Source organism: Pseudonocardia sp. P-1 (assembly GCF_058111925.1).
Genome location: NZ_CM176614.1, coordinates 2,008,721 through 2,030,565, shown reverse-complemented (window position 1 = coordinate 2,030,565; position 21,845 = coordinate 2,008,721). Strand labels below are relative to the sequence as shown.

General features: G+C 75.3%; 21 protein-coding genes. 8 read left to right on the top strand and 13 right to left on the bottom strand.

Going from position 1 to position 21,845, the window contains the following annotated elements; all coding sequences use genetic code 11:
* Positions 1-6: 6 nt before the first annotated feature.
* Positions 7-1,452, top strand: a complete 1,446-nt coding sequence (locus AC0GKK_RS09695; protein WP_062400696.1) for a purine-cytosine permease family protein — start codon at positions 7-9, stop codon at positions 1,450-1,452.
* Entirely contained in the window at positions 1,449-2,366 is a 918-nt protein-coding gene (locus AC0GKK_RS09690; RefSeq protein WP_489883642.1) for a PfkB family carbohydrate kinase, read from the top strand. The genes AC0GKK_RS09695 and AC0GKK_RS09690 overlap by 4 nt, the downstream gene beginning before the upstream one ends.
* Positions 2,367-2,588: 222 nt before the next feature.
* Here the strand turns inward: AC0GKK_RS09690 and AC0GKK_RS09685 are convergent, their stop codons facing one another.
* From AC0GKK_RS09685 to AC0GKK_RS09640, 10 genes are all read right to left on the bottom strand, one after another.
* A complete protein-coding gene (locus tag AC0GKK_RS09685; RefSeq protein WP_476653972.1) occupies positions 2,589-3,074 on the bottom strand; it encodes a hypothetical protein in 486 nt (161 codons plus the stop codon).
* Between the two features lie 80 nt (positions 3,075-3,154).
* Positions 3,155-4,012, bottom strand: a complete 858-nt coding sequence (locus AC0GKK_RS09680) for an alpha/beta fold hydrolase (RefSeq protein ID WP_489883641.1) — start codon at positions 4,010-4,012, stop codon at positions 3,155-3,157.
* Positions 4,009-4,662: an isochorismatase family protein gene (locus tag AC0GKK_RS09675; RefSeq protein WP_489883640.1), complete on the bottom strand. Its 654-nt coding sequence runs from the start codon at positions 4,660-4,662 to the stop codon at positions 4,009-4,011. Before AC0GKK_RS09675 ends, AC0GKK_RS09680 begins: the two co-directional genes overlap by 4 nt.
* Positions 4,659-5,231 carry a (2Fe-2S)-binding protein gene (locus AC0GKK_RS09670; protein WP_482636690.1) on the bottom strand — a complete coding sequence of 191 codons (573 nt, stop codon included), beginning with the start codon at positions 5,229-5,231 and terminating at the stop codon, positions 4,659-4,661. The genes AC0GKK_RS09675 and AC0GKK_RS09670 overlap by 4 nt, the downstream gene beginning before the upstream one ends.
* Entirely contained in the window at positions 5,228-7,582 is a 2,355-nt protein-coding gene (locus tag AC0GKK_RS09665; protein WP_251785550.1) for a xanthine dehydrogenase family protein molybdopterin-binding subunit, read from the bottom strand. The genes AC0GKK_RS09670 and AC0GKK_RS09665 overlap by 4 nt, the downstream gene beginning before the upstream one ends.
* The gene (locus tag AC0GKK_RS09660; RefSeq protein WP_489883639.1) at positions 7,575-8,360 is read right to left on the bottom strand and encodes an FAD binding domain-containing protein; all 786 of its coding nucleotides are present in this window, start codon (positions 8,358-8,360) and stop codon (positions 7,575-7,577) included. The genes AC0GKK_RS09665 and AC0GKK_RS09660 overlap by 8 nt, the downstream gene beginning before the upstream one ends.
* A complete protein-coding gene (locus AC0GKK_RS09655) occupies positions 8,357-9,763 on the bottom strand; it encodes an MFS transporter (RefSeq protein WP_489883638.1) in 1,407 nt (468 codons plus the stop codon). Before AC0GKK_RS09655 ends, AC0GKK_RS09660 begins: the two co-directional genes overlap by 4 nt.
* Positions 9,764-9,775: 12 nt before the next feature.
* Entirely contained in the window at positions 9,776-11,044 is a 1,269-nt protein-coding gene (locus AC0GKK_RS09650; RefSeq protein WP_489883637.1) for an FAD-dependent monooxygenase, read from the bottom strand.
* Between the two features lie 136 nt (positions 11,045-11,180).
* The gene (locus tag AC0GKK_RS09645; protein WP_244326204.1) at positions 11,181-11,681 is read right to left on the bottom strand and encodes a MarR family winged helix-turn-helix transcriptional regulator; all 501 of its coding nucleotides are present in this window, start codon (positions 11,679-11,681) and stop codon (positions 11,181-11,183) included.
* 88 nt (positions 11,682-11,769) lie between these two features.
* Positions 11,770-12,348: a TetR/AcrR family transcriptional regulator gene (locus tag AC0GKK_RS09640; protein ID WP_073576207.1), complete on the bottom strand. Its 579-nt coding sequence runs from the start codon at positions 12,346-12,348 to the stop codon at positions 11,770-11,772.
* Positions 12,349-12,524: 176 nt separating this feature from the next.
* Here AC0GKK_RS09640 and AC0GKK_RS09635 point away from each other — a divergent pair, with 176 nt between their 5' ends.
* The gene (locus AC0GKK_RS09635; RefSeq protein ID WP_178374202.1) at positions 12,525-13,466 is read left to right on the top strand and encodes an SDR family NAD(P)-dependent oxidoreductase; all 942 of its coding nucleotides are present in this window, start codon (positions 12,525-12,527) and stop codon (positions 13,464-13,466) included.
* Between the two features lie 85 nt (positions 13,467-13,551).
* Here AC0GKK_RS09635 and AC0GKK_RS09630 read toward each other — a convergent pair whose 3' ends face one another.
* Positions 13,552-15,204, bottom strand: a complete 1,653-nt coding sequence (locus AC0GKK_RS09630) for a glycoside hydrolase family 13 protein (RefSeq protein ID WP_489883636.1) — start codon at positions 15,202-15,204, stop codon at positions 13,552-13,554.
* Between the two features lie 84 nt (positions 15,205-15,288).
* On the opposite strand from AC0GKK_RS09630, the gene AC0GKK_RS09625 reads away from it, so the two are divergent.
* Positions 15,289-16,302 carry a LacI family DNA-binding transcriptional regulator gene (locus AC0GKK_RS09625; protein WP_489883635.1) on the top strand — a complete coding sequence of 338 codons (1,014 nt, stop codon included), beginning with the start codon at positions 15,289-15,291 and terminating at the stop codon, positions 16,300-16,302.
* Here the strand turns inward: AC0GKK_RS09625 and AC0GKK_RS09620 are convergent.
* Positions 16,295-18,367 carry a copper-translocating P-type ATPase gene (locus tag AC0GKK_RS09620; RefSeq protein WP_489883634.1) on the bottom strand — a complete coding sequence of 691 codons (2,073 nt, stop codon included), beginning with the start codon at positions 18,365-18,367 and terminating at the stop codon, positions 16,295-16,297. The two genes, AC0GKK_RS09625 and AC0GKK_RS09620, sit on opposite strands and share 8 nt — an antisense overlap.
* A 126-nt stretch (positions 18,368-18,493) precedes the next feature.
* Here AC0GKK_RS09620 and AC0GKK_RS09615 point away from each other — a divergent pair, with 126 nt between their 5' ends.
* The 3 genes from AC0GKK_RS09615 (at position 18,494) to AC0GKK_RS09605 (ending at position 19,626) form a co-directional block, all read left to right on the top strand.
* Entirely contained in the window at positions 18,494-18,712 is a 219-nt protein-coding gene (locus tag AC0GKK_RS09615) for a hypothetical protein (protein ID WP_145983253.1), read from the top strand.
* Positions 18,713-18,729: 17 nt separating this feature from the next.
* The gene (locus AC0GKK_RS09610; protein WP_062400727.1) at positions 18,730-19,104 is read left to right on the top strand and encodes a cupin domain-containing protein; all 375 of its coding nucleotides are present in this window, start codon (positions 18,730-18,732) and stop codon (positions 19,102-19,104) included.
* A 99-nt stretch (positions 19,105-19,203) separates the two neighbouring features.
* Positions 19,204-19,626, top strand: coding sequence for an META domain-containing protein (locus AC0GKK_RS09605; RefSeq protein WP_489883633.1), 423 nt, complete (start codon positions 19,204-19,206; stop codon positions 19,624-19,626).
* A 124-nt stretch (positions 19,627-19,750) separates the two neighbouring features.
* Here the strand turns inward: AC0GKK_RS09605 and AC0GKK_RS09600 are convergent, their stop codons facing one another.
* Positions 19,751-20,527, bottom strand: a complete 777-nt coding sequence (locus tag AC0GKK_RS09600) for an alpha/beta hydrolase (RefSeq protein ID WP_073576200.1) — start codon at positions 20,525-20,527, stop codon at positions 19,751-19,753.
* 51 nt (positions 20,528-20,578) lie between these two features.
* On the opposite strand from AC0GKK_RS09600, the gene AC0GKK_RS09595 reads away from it, so the two are divergent.
* Positions 20,579-21,808 carry a macrolide family glycosyltransferase gene (locus AC0GKK_RS09595; protein WP_489883632.1) on the top strand — a complete coding sequence of 410 codons (1,230 nt, stop codon included), beginning with the start codon at positions 20,579-20,581 and terminating at the stop codon, positions 21,806-21,808.
* Positions 21,809-21,845: the final 37 nt, after the last annotated feature.

Sequence of the window (21,845 nt, the reverse complement as noted above, 5' to 3'; positions counted from 1 at the left end):
GCCGCCATGGCCACCAGCACCACCGACACCGGTACCACCGCCGAGGGCGGCGCCCTCGAGACCCGGGGCATCGAACCGGTCCCCGTCGCCGAGCGCCACGGCCGGCCCGGCCAGCTCTTCTGGGTCTGGTTCGCCGCGAACATCTCCATCCTCGGCCTCCCGCTCGGCGCGACCCTGGTCGCGTCCGGGCTGAACATCACCCAGGCCGTGCTCGCCGCGGTGCTCGGCAGCGTCGGGTCGTTCGCGATCGTCGGCGCGGTGTCGATCGCCGGTCGGCGCGGCGGGGCGCCCGGCCTGACCCTGTCGCGCGCGGTGTTCGGCGCCCGCGGCAACATCGGACCGACCCTGGTGTCGCTGCTGTCGCGGCTGGGCTGGGAGACGGTGAACACCACCACGGCCGCGTTCGCGTTGCTGTCGCTGGTCACGATCGTCGCGGGCACCAGCCCGTCGGCGAAGGACCACCCGGTGATCACGATCGCCTGCATCGCGGTGTTCGTGCTGTGCACGGTGCTCGTCGCCGGGCTGGGGCACGCCGTGCTCGTCGCGGTGCAGCGCTGGGCGACCTGGGTGTTCGGTGCGCTGAACATCGTCGTCGGCGGGTTCCTGGTCGCCACCGTCGACTGGGCCGCGGTCGCCGCGGCCGCCCCCGCGCCGTCGGGTGCGGTCGTCGCCGCGGTCGGGGTGATCGCCGCCGGGACCGGCATCGGCTGGGCCAACGCCTCGGCCGACATGTCCCGCTACCAGTCCCCGTCGGTGCGCGCCGGGTCGCTGGTCGCCTCGGCCGCGGCCGGCGCGGGCATCCCGCTGGTCCTGCTGATCTCGCTGGGCAGCCTGCTCGCCGCCGGGGACCCGACCCTGGCCACCGCGGACGACCCGGTCGCCGCGATCCGCGACCTGCTCCCCGCGTGGATGGCGATCCCGTACCTGGTCGCCGCGTTCGGCGGGCTGCTGCTGTCCAACCACCTGTCGGTCTACTCGGCCGGGCTGACCACCCTGACCCTGGGCGTGCGGCTGCCGCGGGTGTACGCCGTCGTCGTCGACGTGCTGGTGACCTTCGCCGGCGCGATCTACTTCATGCTGATCGCCGACGGGTTCTACCCGCCGTTCATCGCCTTCATCAGCGCCCTCGCCGTCCCGATCACCGCCTGGGTCGGGGTGTTCGCCGTCGACATGCTGCGTCGCCGCCACTACGACCCGGTGGCCCTGATGGACACCTCGCGCGGCAGCGGCTACTGGTACCGCGGCGGGATCGAGCCGCGGGCGACGGCGGCCTGGGCGCTGGCGATCGTCGTCGGCTACCTGTTCGCCACCGTCGGGCCGTCGGCGCAGCCGTGGTTCACCGGGCCGCTGGCCGGCACCTGGTTCGGCGAGAACGGGCTGGCCTGGGTGATCACCTTCGTCGTCGCCGCCGGGGTGTACGCCGCGCTGGGCGGGGCCCGGGAGCAGCGGTGACCGGCAGGCTCGTCCACTCCGGACAGGTCCTGGTCGACCTGGTCATGCGGGTGCCCGCGCTGCCCCCGCCCGGCGGGGACGTGCTCGCCACCGGCACGACGATGCTGCCCGGCGGCGGGTTCAACGTCGTCGCCGCGGCCGCCCGGGCCGGGGCCGAGGTCCTCTACGCCGGCGGGCACGGCACCGGTCCGCACGGTGACCTCGTGCGGGCCGCGCTGGCCGCGGAGGGCGTCACGGCGACCGCGCCGCCCGATCCCGGCGGCGACACCGGCGTCTGCGTGACCCTGGTCGACCGGTCCGGGGAACGGACCTTCGTCACCGGCAGCGGGGTCGAGACCGCGCCGCCCGCCGGGCTCCCGTCGACCACCGCCGACGACGTGCTCTACGTCTCCGGCTACAGCCTGCTCGTCCCGGACAAGGCCGCGTCGCTGGTCGCCGCGGCCGAGGAGTCGTCGGCGACGGTCCTGCTCGATCCGGGGCCCCTGGTCACGGACGTGCCGGACGCGCTGTGGGAGCGGATGCTCGCCGCCACCGGGGTGCTGAGCACCAACGCGCGGGAGGCGCGGCTGCTCACCGGGGAGCCGACCGCGGCGCGTGCCGCCGGGACCCTGGCCCGGCGGTTGCGCGACGACGCGGCCGTGGTCGTCCGCGACGGTGCCGCCGGCTGCGTGGTCGTCCGCGACGGGGCGGTGGAGGCCGTCCCGGCGCCGGTGGTCGACGCCGTCGACACCAACGGGGCCGGGGACGCCCACTGCGGGGTCCTGGCCGCGGAGCTGCTGCGCGGCACGGCATGGTCCGAGGCGGTCGCGCGGGCCGGCGCGGCCGCGGCGCTCGCGGTCACCCGGTACGGGCCGGCCACCGCGCCGACCCGGGCGGAGCTCGACGCGTTCCTCGCCGGGGCCGCCGCGGGGTGACGGCGCGCTCCGACGGGCGAACTGCGCTCCGACGGGCCGGCTGCGCTCCGTCGGGCACGCTCCGTCGGCAGCGAGCTCCGTCGGCAGGCGCATCCGTCGGCGCGGTGCGGGCCGCCGGTCGGCGCGGTTCCACCCCGTTCATGATCACCGGTTGTGGAGCGCGGAGGTCGTCGAGCACACTCCTGGCTCCACAACCGGTGATCATGGACGGGGGCAGGGTCCTCAGGTCCCGGCGCCGGCGGCCGTCGCCATGCCCTGGGCGGTCTCCTGGACCGCGCGGAAGGCCGGGCCGCAGACGGCGGCGTCGCCCTCGGCGAGGGTGCCCGGGTCGGCCTGGCAGCCCTTCGCGGCGAAGTCGTCGAGCGCCTTCCCGACGAGGTCGGCCTGCGCGGCCGCGGCCGGTGCGTCCTGGCGGACCTGGGGCAGGGCGTTGCGGATCTCGGTGGTGAACCGGCCGCAGCGCGGGAAGACCGTCGCCGGGTCGCTCGACCAGCAGGGGTCCTGGGCGTAGAAGCGGAACTTGGTCCGCAGCGCCTCCAGCCCCGGGGCGCCGACCCGCTCCGAGGCGGTCTGTCCCGGCCAGCGCTCGGTGTCCTGCGCCGACGAGGCGGCGGGGCGGTCGGCGGAGCAGCCGGCGAGGAGCAGGGCGGCCACCAGCACGGTGGCCGCCCGCAGCAGGGAGGCGGTCGGGCGCGGACACGGTTGCACACCGCGACGGTAGGCCCGTCCGATCCGCCCCGCCGCTCCGGCCCGGGGCGTCGGACGGGTCCGGCCGGCCCCGGAGCGGGTCAGCCCCGGTCCGGGCCGCCCAGCGCCCCGCGCAGCAGCCCCAGCGCCTCGGCCGGGTTGTCCCAGAGCACCATGTGCCCGGCGTCCGGGACGGCGACGAGCCGGGCGTCGGGCCGGGCGGCGGCGATCTCGGCGACCCCGGACGCGGGCACGACGGGGGAGTCCGCGCCGTACAGCAGGGTCACCGGCGCCGGGACGTGCGGCCACGCGTCGAAGAAGTCCTCGGACTCGAACCCGGCGTGCGTCGCGGCGATCGCGGCCTCGTCGCAGGAGGACAGCCAGCGCGCGCGCAGCTCCTGCTCGCGGCGTGGCCAGCGCGGCCAGGACCGGGCGACCCCGTCGGCGTCGGTGCCGCGCTGCGCCTCGTGCAGCTGGCCCAGGAACGCCTCCAGCGTCGTCGGGTACGGCGCGCGGCCGGGGCCGGACAGCGGCGGATCGACGAGCACGGCGCCGCCGACGGGCCGGCGCGTCGCGGCGACGGCGGCGATCCGGGCGCCCATCGAGTGCCCGAACAGGATGGTGTCGGGGCCGAGCTCCAGCGCGTCGAGCACCGCCAGGACGTCGCCGGCGTAGTCGTCGAGGGTCCACGAGGTGCCGCTGCCGGACAGCCCGCGGCCGCGGACGTCGAGCACCACCGGGCGGCACAGGTCGACGAGCTCGCGGGCGACGAAGTCCATCGACACCGCCGGGCTGGTGATGCCGGGCAGGACCAGGACGGGGGCGCCGTCGCCGCCGTAGTCGAGGGCGTGCAGCGCCAGGTCGCGGCGGCTGACCCAGCGGGACACGGCGGGGACGTCGGCGAGGTCGGCGAGCGCGTCCTGGCGGACCTGCCGGACCAGGGTGGACGTGACGGTCACAGGAGTCCCTTCAGGTAGGCGAGCGCGTCGTCGAGACCGAGCACGTCGCCGTACTTCGCGTGGATGTCGAACAGGTTCGCCTCGTGCGGCCCGGCCGCGCGGTCGCCGACGCAGTCCCGCGGCACCAGCACACCGAACCCGGACTGGACGGCGTCGACGGCGCTCGCGCGGATGCAGCCCGAGGTGGTGGCCCCGCACACGAGCACGGTGTCCACACCGGACGACCGCAGCAGGGTCGCGAGCCCGGTGTCGAAGAACGCCGACGCGCCCTTCTTGGTGAGCGTGTGGTCGGTGCCGCGGACGTCGAGCCGGGGGTCGAAGCCGACGGCGGCCGAGCCCTCGACCAGCGAGCGCATCCCGGGTGCCTTCACCAGCCAGGGCAGGGTGTCGAGCTCGGCGGGGGTGTAGGCGATCGTCGTCCACACCACCGGCGCGCCGAGCGTGCGGGCCGCCTCGACCAGCGTCGAGGTCGCCGCGACGACCTCGGACAGCTCGCTGCCGGTGGGCAGCGCGGGGTCGGTGAACCCGACCGTCAGGTCCACGACGACGACCGCGGGCCGGGTCCCGCGCCGGGCGGCGGCGCCGAACCCGGCGGTCGCGTAGGTCGCGTCGGTACCGGCCCCGTGCAGACCGGTGGGGTGCGGGCTCATGCGGATGCTCCGTCCAGTGCGGACTGCGGTGCGGACTGCGGTGCGGACTGTGTCGCGTGCTGCGGGGCGGAGTCCAGTGCGGACTGCAGCGCGGCGCGGCGGCGGCCCGCGCAGTCCTCCACGGCGTCGACGATGGTCTGGTAGCCGGTGCACCGGCACAGGTTCGACGCCACGACCTCGCGGATCTCCTCGCGGCTCGCGTCGGGCTCCTCGGCGAGGTAGCCCTCGGCCAGCATCAGGAACCCGGGTGTGCAGAACCCGCACTGCAGCCCGTGGTGCTCGCCGAAGCACTGCTGCAGGTCCGACAGCCCGCCGTCGGGCCCGGACAGCGACTCGACCGTGCGGATCGCGGCGTTCTCCACCTGCACGGCGAACAGCAGGCAGGCGCGGGCGGGCGCGTCGTCGACGAGCACGGTGCACGCCCCGCAGATGCCGTGCTCGCAGCCGACGTGGGTGCCGGTCAGCCCCAGGTCGTGGCGGAGCACGTCGGCCAGCGTGCGGCGCGGTGGGATCGCCAGCTCGTGACGCTCCCCGTTGACGGTCAGCTCGACCAGCTGGATGTCGGTCACGGTGCCTCCCGGTTCAGCGCGGCGAACAGGTCCGCGCGCGACAGTGGAGTGGAGTCCAGCTCGACGCCGGTGGGGCGCAGCGCGTCGTTGACGGCGTTGAGCACGGCCGCGGGCGCGCCGATGGTCCCGCCCTCTCCCGCACCCTTCGCGCCGTCGGCGGTGAACGCGCACGGCGTCTCGAGGTGCTCGATCCGCACGTCCGGGATCTCGGCGGCGGTCGGGACCTTGTACTCCATGAAGCTCGGCGCGAGCGGCTGGCCGAGCTCGTCGTAGACGACCTGCTCGAACAGCGCCCCGGCGATGCCCTGGGCGATGCCGCCGCGGGCCTGCCCCTCGACGACGCGCGGGTGGATGGCGACGCCGCAGTCCTCGACGCAGACGTAGCGCAGGATCTCCACGCCGCCGGTGCCCGGGTCGAGCGCGACGACGCAGCCGTGGGTGGCGTTGGAGAACGTGCCGTCGCCGCCGACGTCGAAGCTCGCCGTCGCGGTCAGGCCCGGCCCGACCTCCTTGGGCAGCAGGTGCGCGCGCAGGTAGGCGACGTCGGCCAGCTCGGCGTAGGAGAACGTGCGGTCCCCGGCGCGCACCCCGCCGCGGCCGTCGAGCTCGGCCGAGTCCACGTCGGCGTCGGCCAGGTGGGCGGCCAGCGCACGCAGCTGGTCGCCCAGCTTCACCGCCGCCGCGGCCGCCGCGGACCCGCCGATCGTCACCGAGCGGGACGCGAACGAGCCCCAGCCGTAGGTGATCCGGTCGGTGTCGCCCTGGACGATCTTGACCTTGTCGTAGGGCAGGCCGAGCCGGTCGGCGACGATCTGGGCGAAGGTCGTCTCGTGGCTCTGGCCGTGCGACAGCGTGCCGGTGGTGACGGTGACCGTGCCGTCGAGGTCCATCGTGATCTGGGACAGGTCGAACCCGGGGACGACCTGCATCTTCCGCGCCGCGAACGCGCCGGAGCCGTAGCCGGTGCGCTCGGAGAAGCAGGAGTAGCCGATGCCCAGCACCCGGCCGTCGGGCAGGGTGCGCCCGGGCCAGCCCTCGTCGCGCAGCACCTGCTCGCACAGGTCGAGGGACTCCCGGTAGGAGCCCGGGTCGTAGGTGATGGCGTTGACCCCGCGGTAGGGGAACTCGGTGATCAGGTTGCGCCGGCGGACGTCCAGCGCGTCGAGCCCGAGCTCGCGGGCGGCGCGCTCCATCAGCCGCTCCATCACCATCACGTACTGCGGCCGGGACACCCCGCGGTACGGCGCGGTGGGCGCCTTGTTCGTGGTGACCGCGCGCCCGCGCACCCGGTAGGCGGGGACCCGGTAGACGCCGGGCATCTCCGCCGAGGCCATCAGCGGCTCGATCCCGGCCGTGAACGGGTAGCAGGAGTAGGCGCCCATGTCGCAGACGACGTCGGACTCCAGGGCGAGGATCTCCCCGTCGGCGGTGAACGCGGCGCGGGCGGTGTAGTGCTGCTCGCGGGCCAGGAAGCTCGCGGTCAGCGCCTCGCGCCGGTCCTCGATCCACTTCACCGGACGGCGGAGGCGCCGCGCGGCGGCCGCGGCGGCGATCTCCTCCCGGCCGACGACGCACTTCTGCCCGAACCCGCCGCCCATGTCCGGCACGACGACCCGGACCTGCTTCTCGTCGAGCCCGGCGCAGCGGGCCAGGACCGTGCGGACCTGGTGCGGGACCTGGGTGCAGGTGCGCACCACCAGCTGCTCGTCGCGGTCGTCCCAGTCGGCGACGACGCCGCGGGTCTCCAGCGGCAGCGCGTTCTGCCGTCCGGTGCGGGCCTCCACGGTGACCACCGTGTGCGCCTCGTCGAAGATGCCGTCGATGCCCTCGGTGGCGAACAGCGACACGTCGACGAGCACGTTGCCGGGGGCCTCGTCGTGCACCGGGGGACCGGCCGCGGCCAGCGCGGCGGTCTCGGTCACCACCGGGTCGAGCGGGTCGAGCTCGACGACGGCGGCCTCCACCCCGTCCTCGGCGGCGTAGGGGTCGGTGGCGATCACGACGGCCAGGGGCTCGCCGACGTAGCGGACCTTGTCGCCGGCCAGCACGGGCATCGAGGTGGGGACGAACTCCTCGAGCGGCCGGTCGAGGAGCGCGGTGATGTCGCCCAGGGCGAGATCGGCGGCGTCGAACGCGGCGACGACGCCGGGCACCCGCCGGACCTCGGACAGGTCGACGTCGACCACCCGGGCGTGCGCCTCGGTGCTGCGCACGAACGCCGCGTGCAGCATCCGGGGCAGGGTGATGTCGTCGACGAAGCGGCCGCGGCCGGTGAGCAGCCGCGGGTCCTCCCGGCGCGGGACGGACGCGCCGACCCAGCTGCCGTCGCGGCGGAATCCGGGCTCAGCCACGGGCGGCCTCCTCCCGGGCCCGGGCGACGAGGGTGCGGACCAGCCCGCGGCGGTACTCCGCGGGGATCCCGGCCTCGTCGCGCAGCTCCAGACCGTCGGCGACCTCGTCCGGCGTGCCGGCGTCGGGCACCAGCACCGGGACGGCGCCGACCCCGCCGAGCACGACCTCCCCGGTGCCCAGGTCCACCCCCGCCGCGACGACGGCGAAGTCGCCGCGACGGTCGGCGTACTCGGTGAGCGCCGCGCGCGGCGCGGGACGGGGGAAGACGATCTCCACGATCACCTCGTCGGGGTCCAGGGCGGTGGTGAACGGGCCGAGGAAGAACTCCCGCGCCCGGACCTCCCGGCGCCCGCCCGGCCCCTCGGCGACGACGACGGCGTCGAGCAGCACGGCCAGCAGGCACCACTCGGCGGTGGCGTCGCCGTGCGCGATCGAGCCCCCGACGGTGCCGCGGGTGCGGATGGGCAGGTGCCCGACCCAGCGCATCGCGGCCGACAGCACCGCGAAGTCCGGCCCGAGGTCGGCCCGCTCGACGGCCCGGTGGGTGGTGAGCGCGCCGATCCGGAGCGCCCCGTCGGCGTGGTGGATGCCGGCCAGGCCCGGCACGTGGGTGAGGTTGATCAGGTGCCCGGGCCGGGCCATCCGGTAGTTCATCATCGCGACCAGGCTCTGCCCGCCGGCGAGCAGCTTGGGCTCGTCGTCGGCCAGCTCGGTCAGCAGGTCGACCGCCCCGCGCACCGACGACGCCCGGTGGTAGGTGAACGCGGCGGGCTTCACGCCTTCTCCACCCGCTCCACGGCCGGCGCGTCGAGCGTCTCCTCGTCGCCGGTGATGCGGTCCAGCTCGCGGCCCCGGGTCTCGGGGGCGCCGAGGGCCATGAAGGTCACGGCGGCGAACACGAGCAGCGCCATCAGGGTGAAGGTCAGCGGCAGGCCGAGGACCGGCCACAGCAGGCTGCCGAAGATCAGCGGGACGAACCCGGTGACCGCCCGGCTCGACGACGACGCCCAGCCGAAGCCCGAGGCCCGCAGCTCGGTCGGGTAGAGCTCGGAGACGTAGGCGTACATCACCGGGATGACGACCAGGGCGAAGAACCCGAACACCGCGATCATCGCGACCGCCGCCGTCGGCGAGCCCATGACCAGCGAGAACACGACCAGCGACAGCGCGGCGCACGGACCGGCGACGCCGATGACCCACTTGCGGCCGACGACCTCGACCAGCAGCACCGAGGTGAGGACACCGAGGATGCCGACCGCGTTCATGACGGTGGTGGAGGCGAACGCGGCGACCTCGCCCATGCCCTGGGCGCGCAGGATCGACGGCATCCAGGACAGCGCGGCGTAGTAGACGACCATGACGGTGATGAACAGCGACCAGGCGACGCCGGTGATGCGCGGGTTGAACGCCCACACCATCTTCAGCTGCTCGCCCAGCGCGCCGAGACCGCGGCGGCGCGAGGTGGTCGGTTCCGGTGCGGCGGCGGTGATCGCGTACTGCTCCACCGGGGCGCCGGTGCGGCGGACCATGTCGTCGATGACGTCGCGGGCCTCGGCCTCGCGGCCGGTGCGGGCCAGGTAGATCGGCGACTCCGGGACGCCGCGGCGGATCCAGAACAGCAGCAGCGCGGGCAGCACCATCAGCGCGAGCATCCAGCGCCAGTTGCCCTCGACCGGCACGAGCAGTGTCGCCGAGAGCCCGGCGAGGGTGGTGCCGATCGGCCACCAGCCGTCCATCGCGGCGAGCACCTTGCCCCGGTAGCGCCGGGGTGAGAACTCGCTGACGATCGCGTAGTCGACCGGGATGCAGCCGCCGAGCCCGATGCCGGCCAGGAAGCGCAGCGCCAGGAAGACCTCCCAGCTGGGGGAGAAGGCGCCGAGCACCGAGAACAGGGCGAAGATCAGCAGGGTGATGCTGAAGACCCGCTTGCGGCCCATCCGGTCGGCGATCGTGCCGAACGCGACGGCGCCGACGGCCATGCCGATGAGGTTGGCCGTCGCGACGAGGCCGCGCTGGCCGGTCGAGAGGTCGAACTCGACGCCGAGCAGCGGGGTGAGGAAGCCGTTGAGGGCGACGTCCCAGGCGTCGAACATGTAGCCGAGGCCGCCGATGAGGAAGATCTTCCCCTGGACGCCCCAGCGCCAGGGCAGGTCCTGGACGACCTGGTCTCCGGTACGCATGTCGGTGCTCCTCTATCGGGCGAAGGGGTAGGTGACGGACTCGTCGTCCGGGTCGTTCAGCGGGGAGCCCCGCCACAGCCAGTCGTAGGACACGTCGGACTCGCCCTGGAAGCGGCGCAGCTTCTCGTCGCGTTCGCGCTGCTCGGGGCCGTCGGGCAGGTGGTAGAAGTCCATGTTCTGCAGCGAGGCGTCCTGCACGACGCCCGCGTGCTTGGCGCGGCGCTGCACGTAGCGGGCGAGCGCGGTGTCGATCCCGCCGCGGCCGACCGCGCCGAGCTCCTCGGCCAGCACGGCGGCGTCCTCCATCGCCTGGGAGGCGCCCTGGGCCTGGTAGGGGAGCATGGCGTGGCAGGCGTCGCCGAGCAGGGCGACCCGGCCGTCGATCCAGACCGGATCGCGGCGGCGGCGGTGGAGCGCCCACACCGAGACGTCGTCCTTGGCCTTGGACAGCATCGCCGGGACGCGGTCGTCCCAGTCGGCGAAGTCGGCGACGAGGTCCTCGGCGGTCGCCGGGGCGCTCCAGTCGCGCTCGACCTGCTCGGTGCAGGGCACGATCGCGACGACGTTGAGGTACTCGCCGCGGCGGATCATGTAGTGCACCAGGTGCTTGCCGGGGCCGTACCAGATCGTGGAGTGGTAGCGGTCGAGCAGGAACCGGGTCGCCGGGTCCGCGGCGATCAGCTCGCCGGGGATCAGGGCGCGGTAGGCCATCTCGCCGGAGAAGACGAGGGTGTCGTCGAACCCGGCGAGGTCGCGGACACCGGACCGGATGCCGTCCGCGCCGACCAGCACGTCGCCCGCGACGCGCAGCCCGCGCGCGGTGACGGCGACCGGGCGGTCCGGGTCGGTGCGGTCGAGCTCGACGACCTTCGCGTCGGTGTGCACGGTGACCGCGGGGCCGGGGCCGTCCGGGTCGAGGCAGGCCTCGAGCAGGATCCGGTGCAGGTCGGCGCGGTGGTAGTGCCAGTACGGGGCGCCGTAGGTGTCGACGACCTGCTGCCCGAGCGGGAGCTGGGCGATGATCGAGCCGTCGGCCCAGCGGCGCCGCACCTGGTCCTGCGGGGCGGTGTGGATCCGCTCCAGCGACCGGCGCAGCCCCAGGCCGAACAGGATCCGGCTGGCGTTGGGGGCGGTCTGGATGCCGGCACCGACCTCGCCGAGCTGCGGCGCGGCCTCCAGCACGGTGGCCCGGAAGCCCTGACGGCGCAGGGCCAGTGCGGCGGTCAGCCCGCCGAGACCGCCGCCCGTGATGGTGATCTCCAGGGACTGGCTGGGTGCCACGACTACCTCCTCGCGTCCGTCGGGCCTGTGACGTGGCCCGCACGAGAAGTAATCCGAGCACGTACTATCCGGATACGCAAGGTTTTCGTGCGAACGACCCGGAAGGGAAACCGGGACGTAACCCGGGCGGCCGGGCTCAGTCGTTGCCGGGCAACGACGTCCGCTCCGCGACCGCCTCCCAGTGGGCGCCGAGGGTGTTGAGCAGACCGGCGATCTCCGAGCGCCGGTCCTCGGGCACCGCGGCCAGTAGCTCCGCGTCCAGGCGCCGGGTCCGGCGGGTGACCTCGACGAGGGCGGCCGCGCCGTCGTCGGTGAGGGAGAGGATCTTGCGCCGGGCGTCGCGGGGGGACTCGGTGCGCTCGATCAGCCCGCGGCGCTCCATCCGGCGGCAGACGTCGGCCATCGTCGAGGTGTCCAGGGCGACGGCGCCGGCCAACGAGCTCTGGTCGGACTCCGGGTAGGCACGGATCGCCGAGAGCACCGCGAACTGCGGGCCGGTCAGCACCGGGTCGACGTGACGGCTCCAGGCGGCGAGGTAGGCCTGGTACATCCGGCGCGCCCCGTAGCCGGGGGCGGCGACGAGGTCGGCCGGGGGAGCGGGTGCGACGCCTGTTCCGCCGCGCAACAGCTCACCCATCATGCCTCCGTGCTCGTCCGGGCCGGAGCCCTCGTCCGCGGCAGATCCTACGTGTCCGGACGATCACCCGGGGTGGCCGGGCCGGGGCTCAGCGCGGGCGCAGGCCGTCGACGAGCAGGTCCAGCAGGCGTCCGGCCTGCTCGCGGCCCTGCGGGTCGGCGACGGCCATGCAGATCCCGCTGGTGCCGACGAGCACGTCCGCGGCGTCGACGTCGGCCCGCAGGGTGCCGTCGGCGATGCCCGCCTTCTGGAGCAGGCGGACCGCCTCGACCATCCGCTCGCGGCTCTGCGCGAACGGGTTGTGCCCGCAGGCCACGAGCGCGTGCAGCGAGTCCGCGAGGTGCTTCTTGGTGATCACGTAGTCGACGAAGCGGTCCATCCAGGCCCGCAGTGCCCGGTCCGCGGGCAGCTCGGTGCGCAGCTGTTCGGCGGCGGCGCAGAGCCGGTCGAGCTCGTTGCGGTACACGGCCTCGACCAGGGAGTCCCGGTTCGGGAAGTGCCGGTAGAGCGTGCCGATGCCGACTCCGGCGTCCTTCGCGATGCCGTCGAGGGTCGTGGCGGGGCCGCCACGGCTCTCCGCGGTGAACGCGCGCACGGCCGCGGCCAGCAGCAGCTCACGGTTGCGCGCGGCGTCCGCACGCAGGCCGGAACGTGTGCTGGTGCCCATGGCGGTGCCTCCTCGGGTGGGACTGACGATCCCACGATACGTCTTGCGATCCGGAGGATGCTCCGGATAGAGTCCCGAGTCATACGGAGGATCCTCCGCTTACTTGTCCCCGGGGACACGGCGACGCAACGACGACGTCACCGACCGCGTACCCGGTGCTCAGAAGGGATCACGCCATGCTGTTCCGCTCCACGACCGACCGATCCCGTCCGCTGTCCACCACCGGCACCTCCCGTGCCGTCCTGCCGGCCGCACCGGCCGGGACCACCGCCTCCGACGTGCTCGCCGGCGTCGACCTCACCGGCCGGCGCGCCGTCGTCACCGGTGCGACCACCGGGGTCGGCCTCGCCGCCGCCCGTGCACTGGCCGCCGCCGGGGCCGAGGTCACCCTCGCCGTGCGCGACGCCGAGGCCGGTGCCGTCGCCCGCGACGGCATCGTCGCCGACACCGGCAACGAGCGCGTCGCCGTCGGCGAGCTCGACCTGTCCGACCAGCGCTCCATCGCCCGCTTCGTGCGCCTGTGGGACGGCCCGCTGCACATGCTCGTGCACGCCGCGGCCGTCACCGGTGCCCCGCTGACCCGCACCGTCGACGACTGGGAGCTGCACCTGGCCGTCAACCACCTCGGGCCGGCGTCGCTCACCTCGGGGCTGCACTGGGCGCTCACCGCGGTCGACGGGGCGCGGGTGGTCACCGTGACCTCCGCGGCCCACCGGGACGCGGCGTTCGACCCGGAGGACCCGCACTTCTCCGACGAGCGCTACGACGCCCACCTCGCCCACGCCCGGTCCCGCAGCGCGGCGCTGCTGCACGCGGTCGAGGCCGCGCGTCGCTGGTCGGGCGACGGGATCGCGGTGAACGCCGCCGACCCCGGCCCGGCGGGGGCCGACCCCGAGCAGGGGGCCGCCACGGTCGTGCTGGCAGCGGCGTCGCCGCTGGTCGGGGGGATCAGCGGGCGCTACTTCGCCGGGCTCGCGGAGGCGGGACCGGCCGGGCCGGGCGTGGCGGGCGGGGTCGCCACGCACGCACTCGACCCGGTCGCCGCACGGCGGGTCTGGCGCTGGACCGAGCGCACGCTGCGCGAGGTCTGGTTCGCCGGGCTGCCGATCGTGGCCTGACCCCGGGGGGCTGCCCCGAGGGGAACCCTCGTAGCGCTCAAAGCCACGAGAGTTCCCCTGGGGGCGTCCGGGACGGGCGCGCCGGTCAGTGGCGCAGCCACACCGCGGTGTCGGCGGGGACCTCGCCGCGGGCGGTGAGCGGGCCGCTGGACAGCATCACCTCGGCGTCCTCGGGCAGCGACACCGGCGCCGAGGAGACGTTCACCAGGCAGGTGAAGCCGCCGTCGCCGGAGTCCGAGGTGCGGGCCAGTGCCAGCGTGCCCTCCGGCGACTCCTGCCAGGTCAGCGCGCCGCCGCCGAGTGCGGGGTGCGCGCGGCGGATCGCCAGGGCGTCCCGGTAGAGGTGCAGCACCGAGTCCGGGTCGGCCTCCTGCACGTCGGCCGCGTGCCGGGCGAACACCTCCGGCTGCGGCAGCCACGGCGTCCCGGACGGGCCGAACCCGAAGCCGGGCTCGCCCGCGGCCCAGGGCAGCGGGACGCGGCAGCCGTCGCGGCCGCGCAGCGTGTGCCCGGACAGCTCCCAGGTCGGGTCGTCGAGCCGGTCGGTCGGGATGTCCTCGACCTCGGGCAGCCCGAGCTCCTCGCCCTGGTACAGGTACGCGGTACCGGGCAGCGCGAGCATCAGCAGCGTCGCCGCGCGGGCCCGGCGCAGGCCGAGCTCGGGGTCGGCGGGCAGGGCGATCACGTCGTCGAGGTTCCAGCCGCGCCCGGCCTCGGGCTTGCGGGCCAGTCGGCTCGGGTGCCGGCAGACGTCGTGATTGGACAGCACCCAGGTCGCCGGTGCGCCGACCCGGGTGTTCTCGGCGATCGCGTCGTCGATGTTGGCGCGCAGGTCCTCGGCCAGCCAGGCGGCGGTGAGGAAGTTGAAGCTGAACGCGGTCTGCAGCTCGTCCGGGCGCAGGTAGCGGGCCAGGCGCTGCGGGTCCGGCACCCAGGCCTCGGCGACGAACACCCGCGGCGGGTCGTAGGTGTCGCCGATCCGGCGCCACGACCGGAAGATGTCGTGGACGCCGTCGCGGTCGAGGTAGGGGTGGCCGCCGTCCTGGGCGTCGTTGACGCCCTCCACGACGTCGGGCAGCCCGGGCTCCTTCACCATCGAGTTCGCGACGTCGACCCGGAACCCGTCCACGCCCCGGTCGAACCAGAAGCGCAGGGTCTCCTCGAAGTCGGCGCGGACCTCCGGGTGCTCCCAGTTCACGTCCGGCTGCCGGATGTCGAACAGGTGCAGGTACCACTGCTCCGGCGTCCCGTCGGGGGACACGACCCGCTCCCACGCGGGCCCGCCGAACATCGACTCCCAGTTGTTCGGCGGGAGCTCACCGTTCTCGCCGTGGCCGTCGCGGAAGAGGTAGCGCTCGCGCTCGGGCGAGCCGGGGCCCGCGGCCAGCGCGGCCCGGAACCACACGTGCTCGTCGGAGTGGTGGTTCGGGACGATGTCGAGCAGCACCCGGATGCCGCGCGCGTGGGCCTCGGCGATCAGGGCCTCGGCCTGCGCGGTGTCGCCGAACATCGGGTTGATCGCGCGGTAGTCGGCCACGTCGTAGCCGCCGTCGGCCAGCGGCGACGGGTACCAGGGGTTGATCCAGATCGCGTCGACGCCCAGGCGGGCGAGATGGTCGAGCCTGCTGCGCAGACCGGCGAGGTCACCGGTCCCGTCGCCGTTCCCGTCGGCGAAGCTGCGGATGTAGACCTGGTAGACGACGGCGTTGCGCCACCAGTCCTGCTCGTGCACGGACATGATGCTCCCGGGTACGGATCGTCGGGCGGGGCGGTGTTGCAGAGTGTTTCATCCGGTTGCAACCGCTGTCGAGGCGCGGGCACGATGACCCCCGTGACGGACGGGCCGGTGCACGAGGTCGTACGCCGGGCGGGTGTCCGGCGGGTCGCCGAGCTCGCCGGGGTCTCCCCGGCGACGGTGTCGCGCGCCCTGCGCGAGGGCACCCCCGTCTCGCACGACACCCGCGAACGCGTCCGCCGGGCGGCGGCCTCCCTCGGCTACTCCGTCCCCGTCCGGCCGCTGACGGTCGCCGTGCTCGCCCGCTTCCCGACCCGCTGGTTCTTCGCCGAGGCAGTCGCCGGGGTGGAGGGCGTGCTGTCCGCGGCCGGGCACGTCACCCAGCTCCACAACCTCGGTGACCCGGACGCGCGGGCGCACTTCTTCGCGACGCTGCCGGTGCGCGGGCGCGCCGACGGGCTGATCGTCGTCGCCTCGGCGATCGACACCACCGAGGCCGCGGCGCTGGACGCGCTGGAGATCCCGGTCGTCGTGCTCGGCGGGGACATGCCGGGACGACCGCGGATCGGCATCGACGACCGCGCCGGAGCCCGCACCGCCGTCCGGCACCTGCTCGGACTCGGGCACCGCGGCGTCGCGCTGGTGTCGTTCGACCCCGACGAGGCCAACGGCCGCGCCACGACCACCGACCGGCGCGACGGCTGGGCCGACGCGCACGCCGAGGCCGGGCGGCCCCGCGGCCCGGTCGTCGCCACCGGGGCCGGGGTGGCCGACGGCGACGCCGCGGCCGCCGAGCTGCTCTCCCTCCCGGTGATGCCGACCGCGGTGTTCGCGATGTCCGACGAGCTCGCCGTCGGCGTGCTGCGCACCCTGCGCCGTGCCGGCGTGGCGGTGCCGGGCCAGGTGTCGGTGGTCGGGTTCGACGACCACGACTCGGCTGCCGTCGCCGAGCTCACCACGGTCGCCCAGCCGGTCCGCCGCCAGGGCGAGCTCGCCGCCCGGGCACTGCTCGCCGCGCTGGACGGCGAGCACCCCGGCGACGTCGAGGTCCCGACCCGGCTGGTGGTCCGGGCGACGACGGCGCCACCCCGGGTCAGCTGACCAGCCGGTCCGGGCGCAGCTCCACCCGGCGCAGCAGCTGCGCGTTGAGCGCGACGACGACCGTGGACAGGCTCATCAGCAGGGCGCCGACCGCGGGCGGGAGCACGAACCCGACCGGGGCGAGCACCCCGGCCGCGAGCGGCACCGAGACCAGGTTGTAGCCGGCCGCCCACCACAGGTTCTGCAGCATCTTCCGGTACCCGGCGCGGGACAGCGCGATCACCGACAGGACCCCGCGCGGGTCGGACGAGGCCAGGACCACCCCGGCCGAGGCGACCGCGACGTCGGTGCCGGCCCCGATCGCGATCCCGACGTCGGCCCGGGCCAGCGCCGGGGCGTCGTTCACGCCGTCGCCGACCATCGCGACGACCGCGCCGCGGTCCTGGAGCCGGGCCACCGCCTCGTCCTTGCCCTCGGGCAGCACCTCGGCGACGACCTCGTCGACGCCCAGGTCGCGGGCGACCGCCTCGGCCACTGGGCGCGCGTCACCGGTGAGCATCACGACCCGTACGCCGCGGGCGTGCAGGGCGTCCACCGCGGCCCGGGACTCCGGGCGGACCGCGTCGGCGAGGGCGAGCGCGCCCACCACCTCGCCGGGGTCCGCACCGGCCACCACGTACAGCACGGTGGCGCCGTCGTCGCTCCACCGGTGCACGTCGCCGGTCAGCTCGGCGGGCACGTCGAGACCACGCCCGCGCAGCAGCGCCGGACCCCCGACGGCGACCGGCCGCCCGTCGACGGTGGCGGACACCCCGCGTCCGGTGTGCGAGCGGAACCCGTGTGCGGCCGGGACGGCCCGCCCGTCCGCCGCGGCGACGACGGCGCGGGCCAGCGGGTGCTCGCTGTCGGCCTCGACGGCGGCGGCCAGGGTCAGGGTGTCCGCAGCGCCCGCGGTCCCGACGACCCGCGGGCTGCCGGTGGTGAGCGTGCCGGTCTTGTCGAACAGCACGGTGTCGACGGTGCGGGTGCGCTCCAGCGCGAGCCGGTCCGTGACCAGCACCCCGGAGCGTGCCGCGCGGGCCGTGGAGATCGCGATGACCAGCGGGATCGCCAGCCCGAGCGCGTGCGGGCAGGCGATCACGAGCACGGTGACGGTGCGGGTGACCGCCTGCGCGGTGTCGCCGAGCAGCGTCCATGCGGCGAAGGTCGCCACCCCGGCACCCGCGGCGAACCAGAACAGCAGCGCCGCCGCGCGGTCGGCGAGTGCCTGGGCCCGGGAGCGTGAGCCCTGCGCGTTCTCCACCAGGCGGCGGATGCCCGACAGCGCCGTGTCCTCGCCGACGGCGTCGACCCGGACCCGCAGCGCCGAGTCGGTGGCGACGGTGCCCGCCACCACCCGGTCGCCGGTGCCGCGCGGGACCGGCCGGGACTCGCCGGTGATCATCGACTCGTCCACCTCGGCGGCACCGTCGACGACCGTGCCGTCGGCGGGCACCCGGGCGCCCGACCGGACCAGCACGACGTCGCCGACGGTCAGGTCGGCCGGTGCGACCGTGCCGACCGTGCCGTCGGCGCCGACCCGCTCGGCGGTGTCGGGCAGCAGCGCGGCCAGCGCGTCGAGGGCCCCGGACGCCTGCCCGAGCGCACGCATCTCGAGCCAGTGCCCGAGCAGCATGATCACGACCAGCAGCGCCAGCTCCCACCAGAAGTCCAGCCCGCCGACGCCGAGCGAGCTCAGCATGCTCGCCACCCACGCGACGCCCACGGCCATGCCGATGAGCAGCATCATCCCGGGCCGGCGCGCCCGGATCTCGGCGACGGCGCCGGACAGGAACGGCCGGCCCGGCCAGAAGAGGATCACGGTGCCGAGCACCGGGGGGATCCACGCCGACCACGCCGGGGGCGAGTACCCGAGCAGCATCCCGGTCATCGCGCTGAACCCGACGACGGGGACGGCGAGCACCAGCGCGACGACGAACCGGTCCCGGAACACCGCCGCGTGCCCCGCGTGCCCGTGTCCGGTGTGGCCGCCGTGTCCGGCGTGGCCGCCGTGGGCCCCGGGGCCGCCGCCGGGGTGCGTCCCGTGCTCCTGCGGGGCGGAGGCCGCCCGTGGCTCGTCGTGCATCGTCTACCTCCCGGCGTCGTGGACGCCCGCTGCAGCGCATATACCCCCCCAGGGTATTCCCGGTGGACGGGCCGCGCGGGGTACCGTCGTGGTCGTCCCGCGGGGACACCACGGGAGGTGGTCGGCGTGGTCCGGGTCGAGGGGCACTGGCGCAACCGAAGCTGGGTCGCCGCGCACTACCGGCACCCGATGCGGCCCGGTGCCGACCAGACGGTGCTCGTCCTGCCGCACGCCCGGACGGTGTGCATCGACCTGTCCGCGCACGGCGGACCGTTCCCCGCCGAACCGGTGGACGGACGCCCCGCACCGGCGCTGCCCGCACCCCGGCCGCCCGCCGAGCGCTGACGCGGCAGGATGGTGCCGTGCCGAAGCTGATCGAGAACGCCAGCCGGGTCACCGCCGCCGGGACCCCGCCGAAGACCATCGACGAGTACGTCGGGCGGGTGAACTCCGGCGACGGCCGGGTCTCGGTCGCCCACATGCGCAGCCCGTCGGGCTGGGCCGAGCCCGGCCAGACCCCGGAGTTCGACGAGTACACCCTGGTCCTGCGCGGCGCACTGCGGGTCGAGTTCGACGGCGGGGAGCTCGACGTCGCCGCCGGGCAGGCCGTGCACACCGCGCCGGGGGAGTGGGTGCGCTACAGCTCACCCGGCCCCGACGGCGCGGAGTACGTGGCCGTCTGCCTGCCCGCCTTCGAGATCGGTGCCGCGCACCGCGACGACGAGCCCGGGAGCTGATCCGGTCCCGTGCCGCCGCCCGGGGCCCGGCGGTCGACGACGGCGCGTGGTGCCGCGCCACGGGAGCGGCCGGGAGTTCCGATCCGGTACACCTGGGGCGTGACGATCCGGACGGTTGCCCTCACCGCCCTCACCGCGCTCCTGCTGGCCGGATGCGGCACCGGCGGCACCACGGCCGCCGGTGCGGGCACCAGCGGCCCGCACGCGGCCATGGCCGCCGACCTCACCGGTGTCCGCTGGCTGCCCGCCGACGGCACCGCGCAGGGCCGGGCGTTCGCCGAGTTCGCCCCGGACGGCACCTGGACCGGATCGGACGGCTGCAACGGCCAGAGCGGCGAGTGGACCCTCGGCGACGGCGGTGCGCTGCGGGCGACGGCGGGCCTGAGCACGATGATCGGCTGCGAGAACGTGCCCGTCGCGCGCTGGGTCTCCGACGCCGTCCACGTCGAGACCGAGGGCGACGCCCTGCTCCTGCACCCCGCGACGGGCGAGCCCGTGCGCCTGGTGCGCGCACCCAGCTGACACCGAGGAGCACGTTCCCGCCCCGCGGAGGGCGCGAACGTGCTCCTCGACGCGGGTGCCGGTCGTCGAGCGTCGCGGAACCGTGCCGCCGACCACGGGAGCGCAGCGCCCGGTCCGGGACGGGTCAGCGGGGCAGCGGCAGCCAGTCCAGGACGTCGCGGATCCGGGCGTCCCAGTAGCCCCACTCGTGCTCGCCGGGGCCGAACGCGGTGCTCACGGACACCCCGGCGGCCCGGGCCAGCTCGGCGAAGCGCACCGACTGCGGGTGCAGCGGGTCCTCGGTGCCGGCGCACACGTACAGCGCGGGCGCCGCGGCCGGGTCGAGCCGGGCGAGCAGGGTGGACAGGTCCGCCTCGGTGCCGGCCACCGGGGCGCCGTCGAGGATCCGCTCCCAGATCCGGGGGTCCTCCTCGCGGGGCGGGCCCGCGGCCAGCGCGGCGAGGTCGAGCGCCCCGGACAGCGACGCCGCGGCGGCGAACCGGCCGGGCTCGGCCAGCGCCCAGGACAGCGCGCCGTAGCCGCCCATCGACAGTCCCGCCACGAACGTCTCCGCCGGGTCGGCCGACACCCGGAAGAACCGCGCCACCAGCGCCGGGAGCTCCTCGGTCACCCACGTGCGGTAGCGGCCGCCGTAGGCCTGGTCGGTGTAGAAGCTGCGGTGCACCTGCGGCATGACGACGGCGAGCCCCAGCTCGTCGGCGTACCGCTCGACGGCGGTGTAGCGGGTCCAGGCGGTGTCGTCGTCGGACAGGCCGTGCAGCAGGTAGAGCACCGGTGGCGGGGCGTCGAGGTCGCGCACCCCGGCGCCGATGCGGGTCCGCGACGGCTGGGGCAGCAGCACCGTGACCGAGGTGGCCAGTCCGAGGGAGTCGGCGACGACGTCGCAGCGCAGCCGGGCCATTCCGGTGATCCTCGTCGGCGCGCGACCGGCCGGTCAAGGCACACTCGGGTCGTGCACGTCCTCATGTCGACCACCGCCGCGCACGGCCACGTCCACCCGAACCTGCCGGTGATGGCCGAGCTGGTCGCCCGCGGCCACCGCGTCACCTACCCGGTCCCGGAGCGGTTCGCCGAGGCCGTCGCCGCGACCGGGGCGACGCCGCTGCGGATCCGCACCGACCTGCCCGACCCGGCGAAGGGCGAGCAGTGGCCCGACGGCGGGATCGAGGCCATGCGGCTGTTCTCCGCCGAGGCCCGCTCCGCCTACGACCAGATCGCCGACGCGCTGCAGTACGAGCACCCCGACGTCGTCTGCTACGACGGCAGCGGCTGGGCCGGGCACGCGTTCTCCCGGGTCCGGGGCATCCCGCGGGTGGAGCTGTCCCCGCACATGGTGGCCTGGGACGGCTTCGAGACCGACATGGCCGAGGCCTTCGCGTTCCTGGAGACCCCCGAGGGGCTCGCCTGGCGCGCCGAGCTGGACGCCTGGCTCGACGAGGTCGGCGCCGGTGTCGGGAGCCGGGAGTTCCTCGGCCGCCCCGACCGTTCGGTGGCGCTGATCCCCGAGGCGATGCAGCCCGAGCTCGACCGGGTCGACCGCGACCGCTACACCTTCGTCGGCCCGGTCATCGGCGACCGCTCGCACCAGGGGCTGTGGCCCAAGCCGACGGCCCCGCTGCTGCTGGTGTCGCTCGGCTCGGCCTACACCGACCGGCCGCGGTTCTGGCGGGCCTGCATCGACGCCATGACCGGCACCGGCTGGCAGACCGTGCTCGCCACCGGCCCGCACGTCGCCCCGGCCGACCTCGGCGAGGTCCCCGACGACGTCACCGTCCGGGAATGGGTGCCGCAGCTCGCGGTGCTGGCGCACGCGTCGGCGTTCGTCACCCACGCCGGGATGGGCGGCTGCACCGAGGGGCTGTGGCACGGCGTCCCGATGGTCGCGGTCCCGCAGGCGGTGGACCAGTTCGGCAACGCCGACCGGATCGCCGCGCTCGGGGTCGGCGAGCACCTGCCCGCCGACGCTGTCACCCCGGAGACGCTGCGCGAGGCGGTGCTGCGGGTGTCCTCGTCGGAGGAGGTCGCGCGCCGCTGCGCCGAGGAGAAGGCGACCGCCCGCGCGGCCGGCGGGGCCGCGGCCGCCGCCGACGTCGTCGAGGGGCTCGCCCCGTCCGCACGGTGCGCGACCTGCGCGCTCGTCGGGGTTGTGGCGGTCGCGGCTGAGACGTCCGTTTCACGTTGATCCGTTCGGGCCACCGTCGGGCGCGGCGATTGTGGAC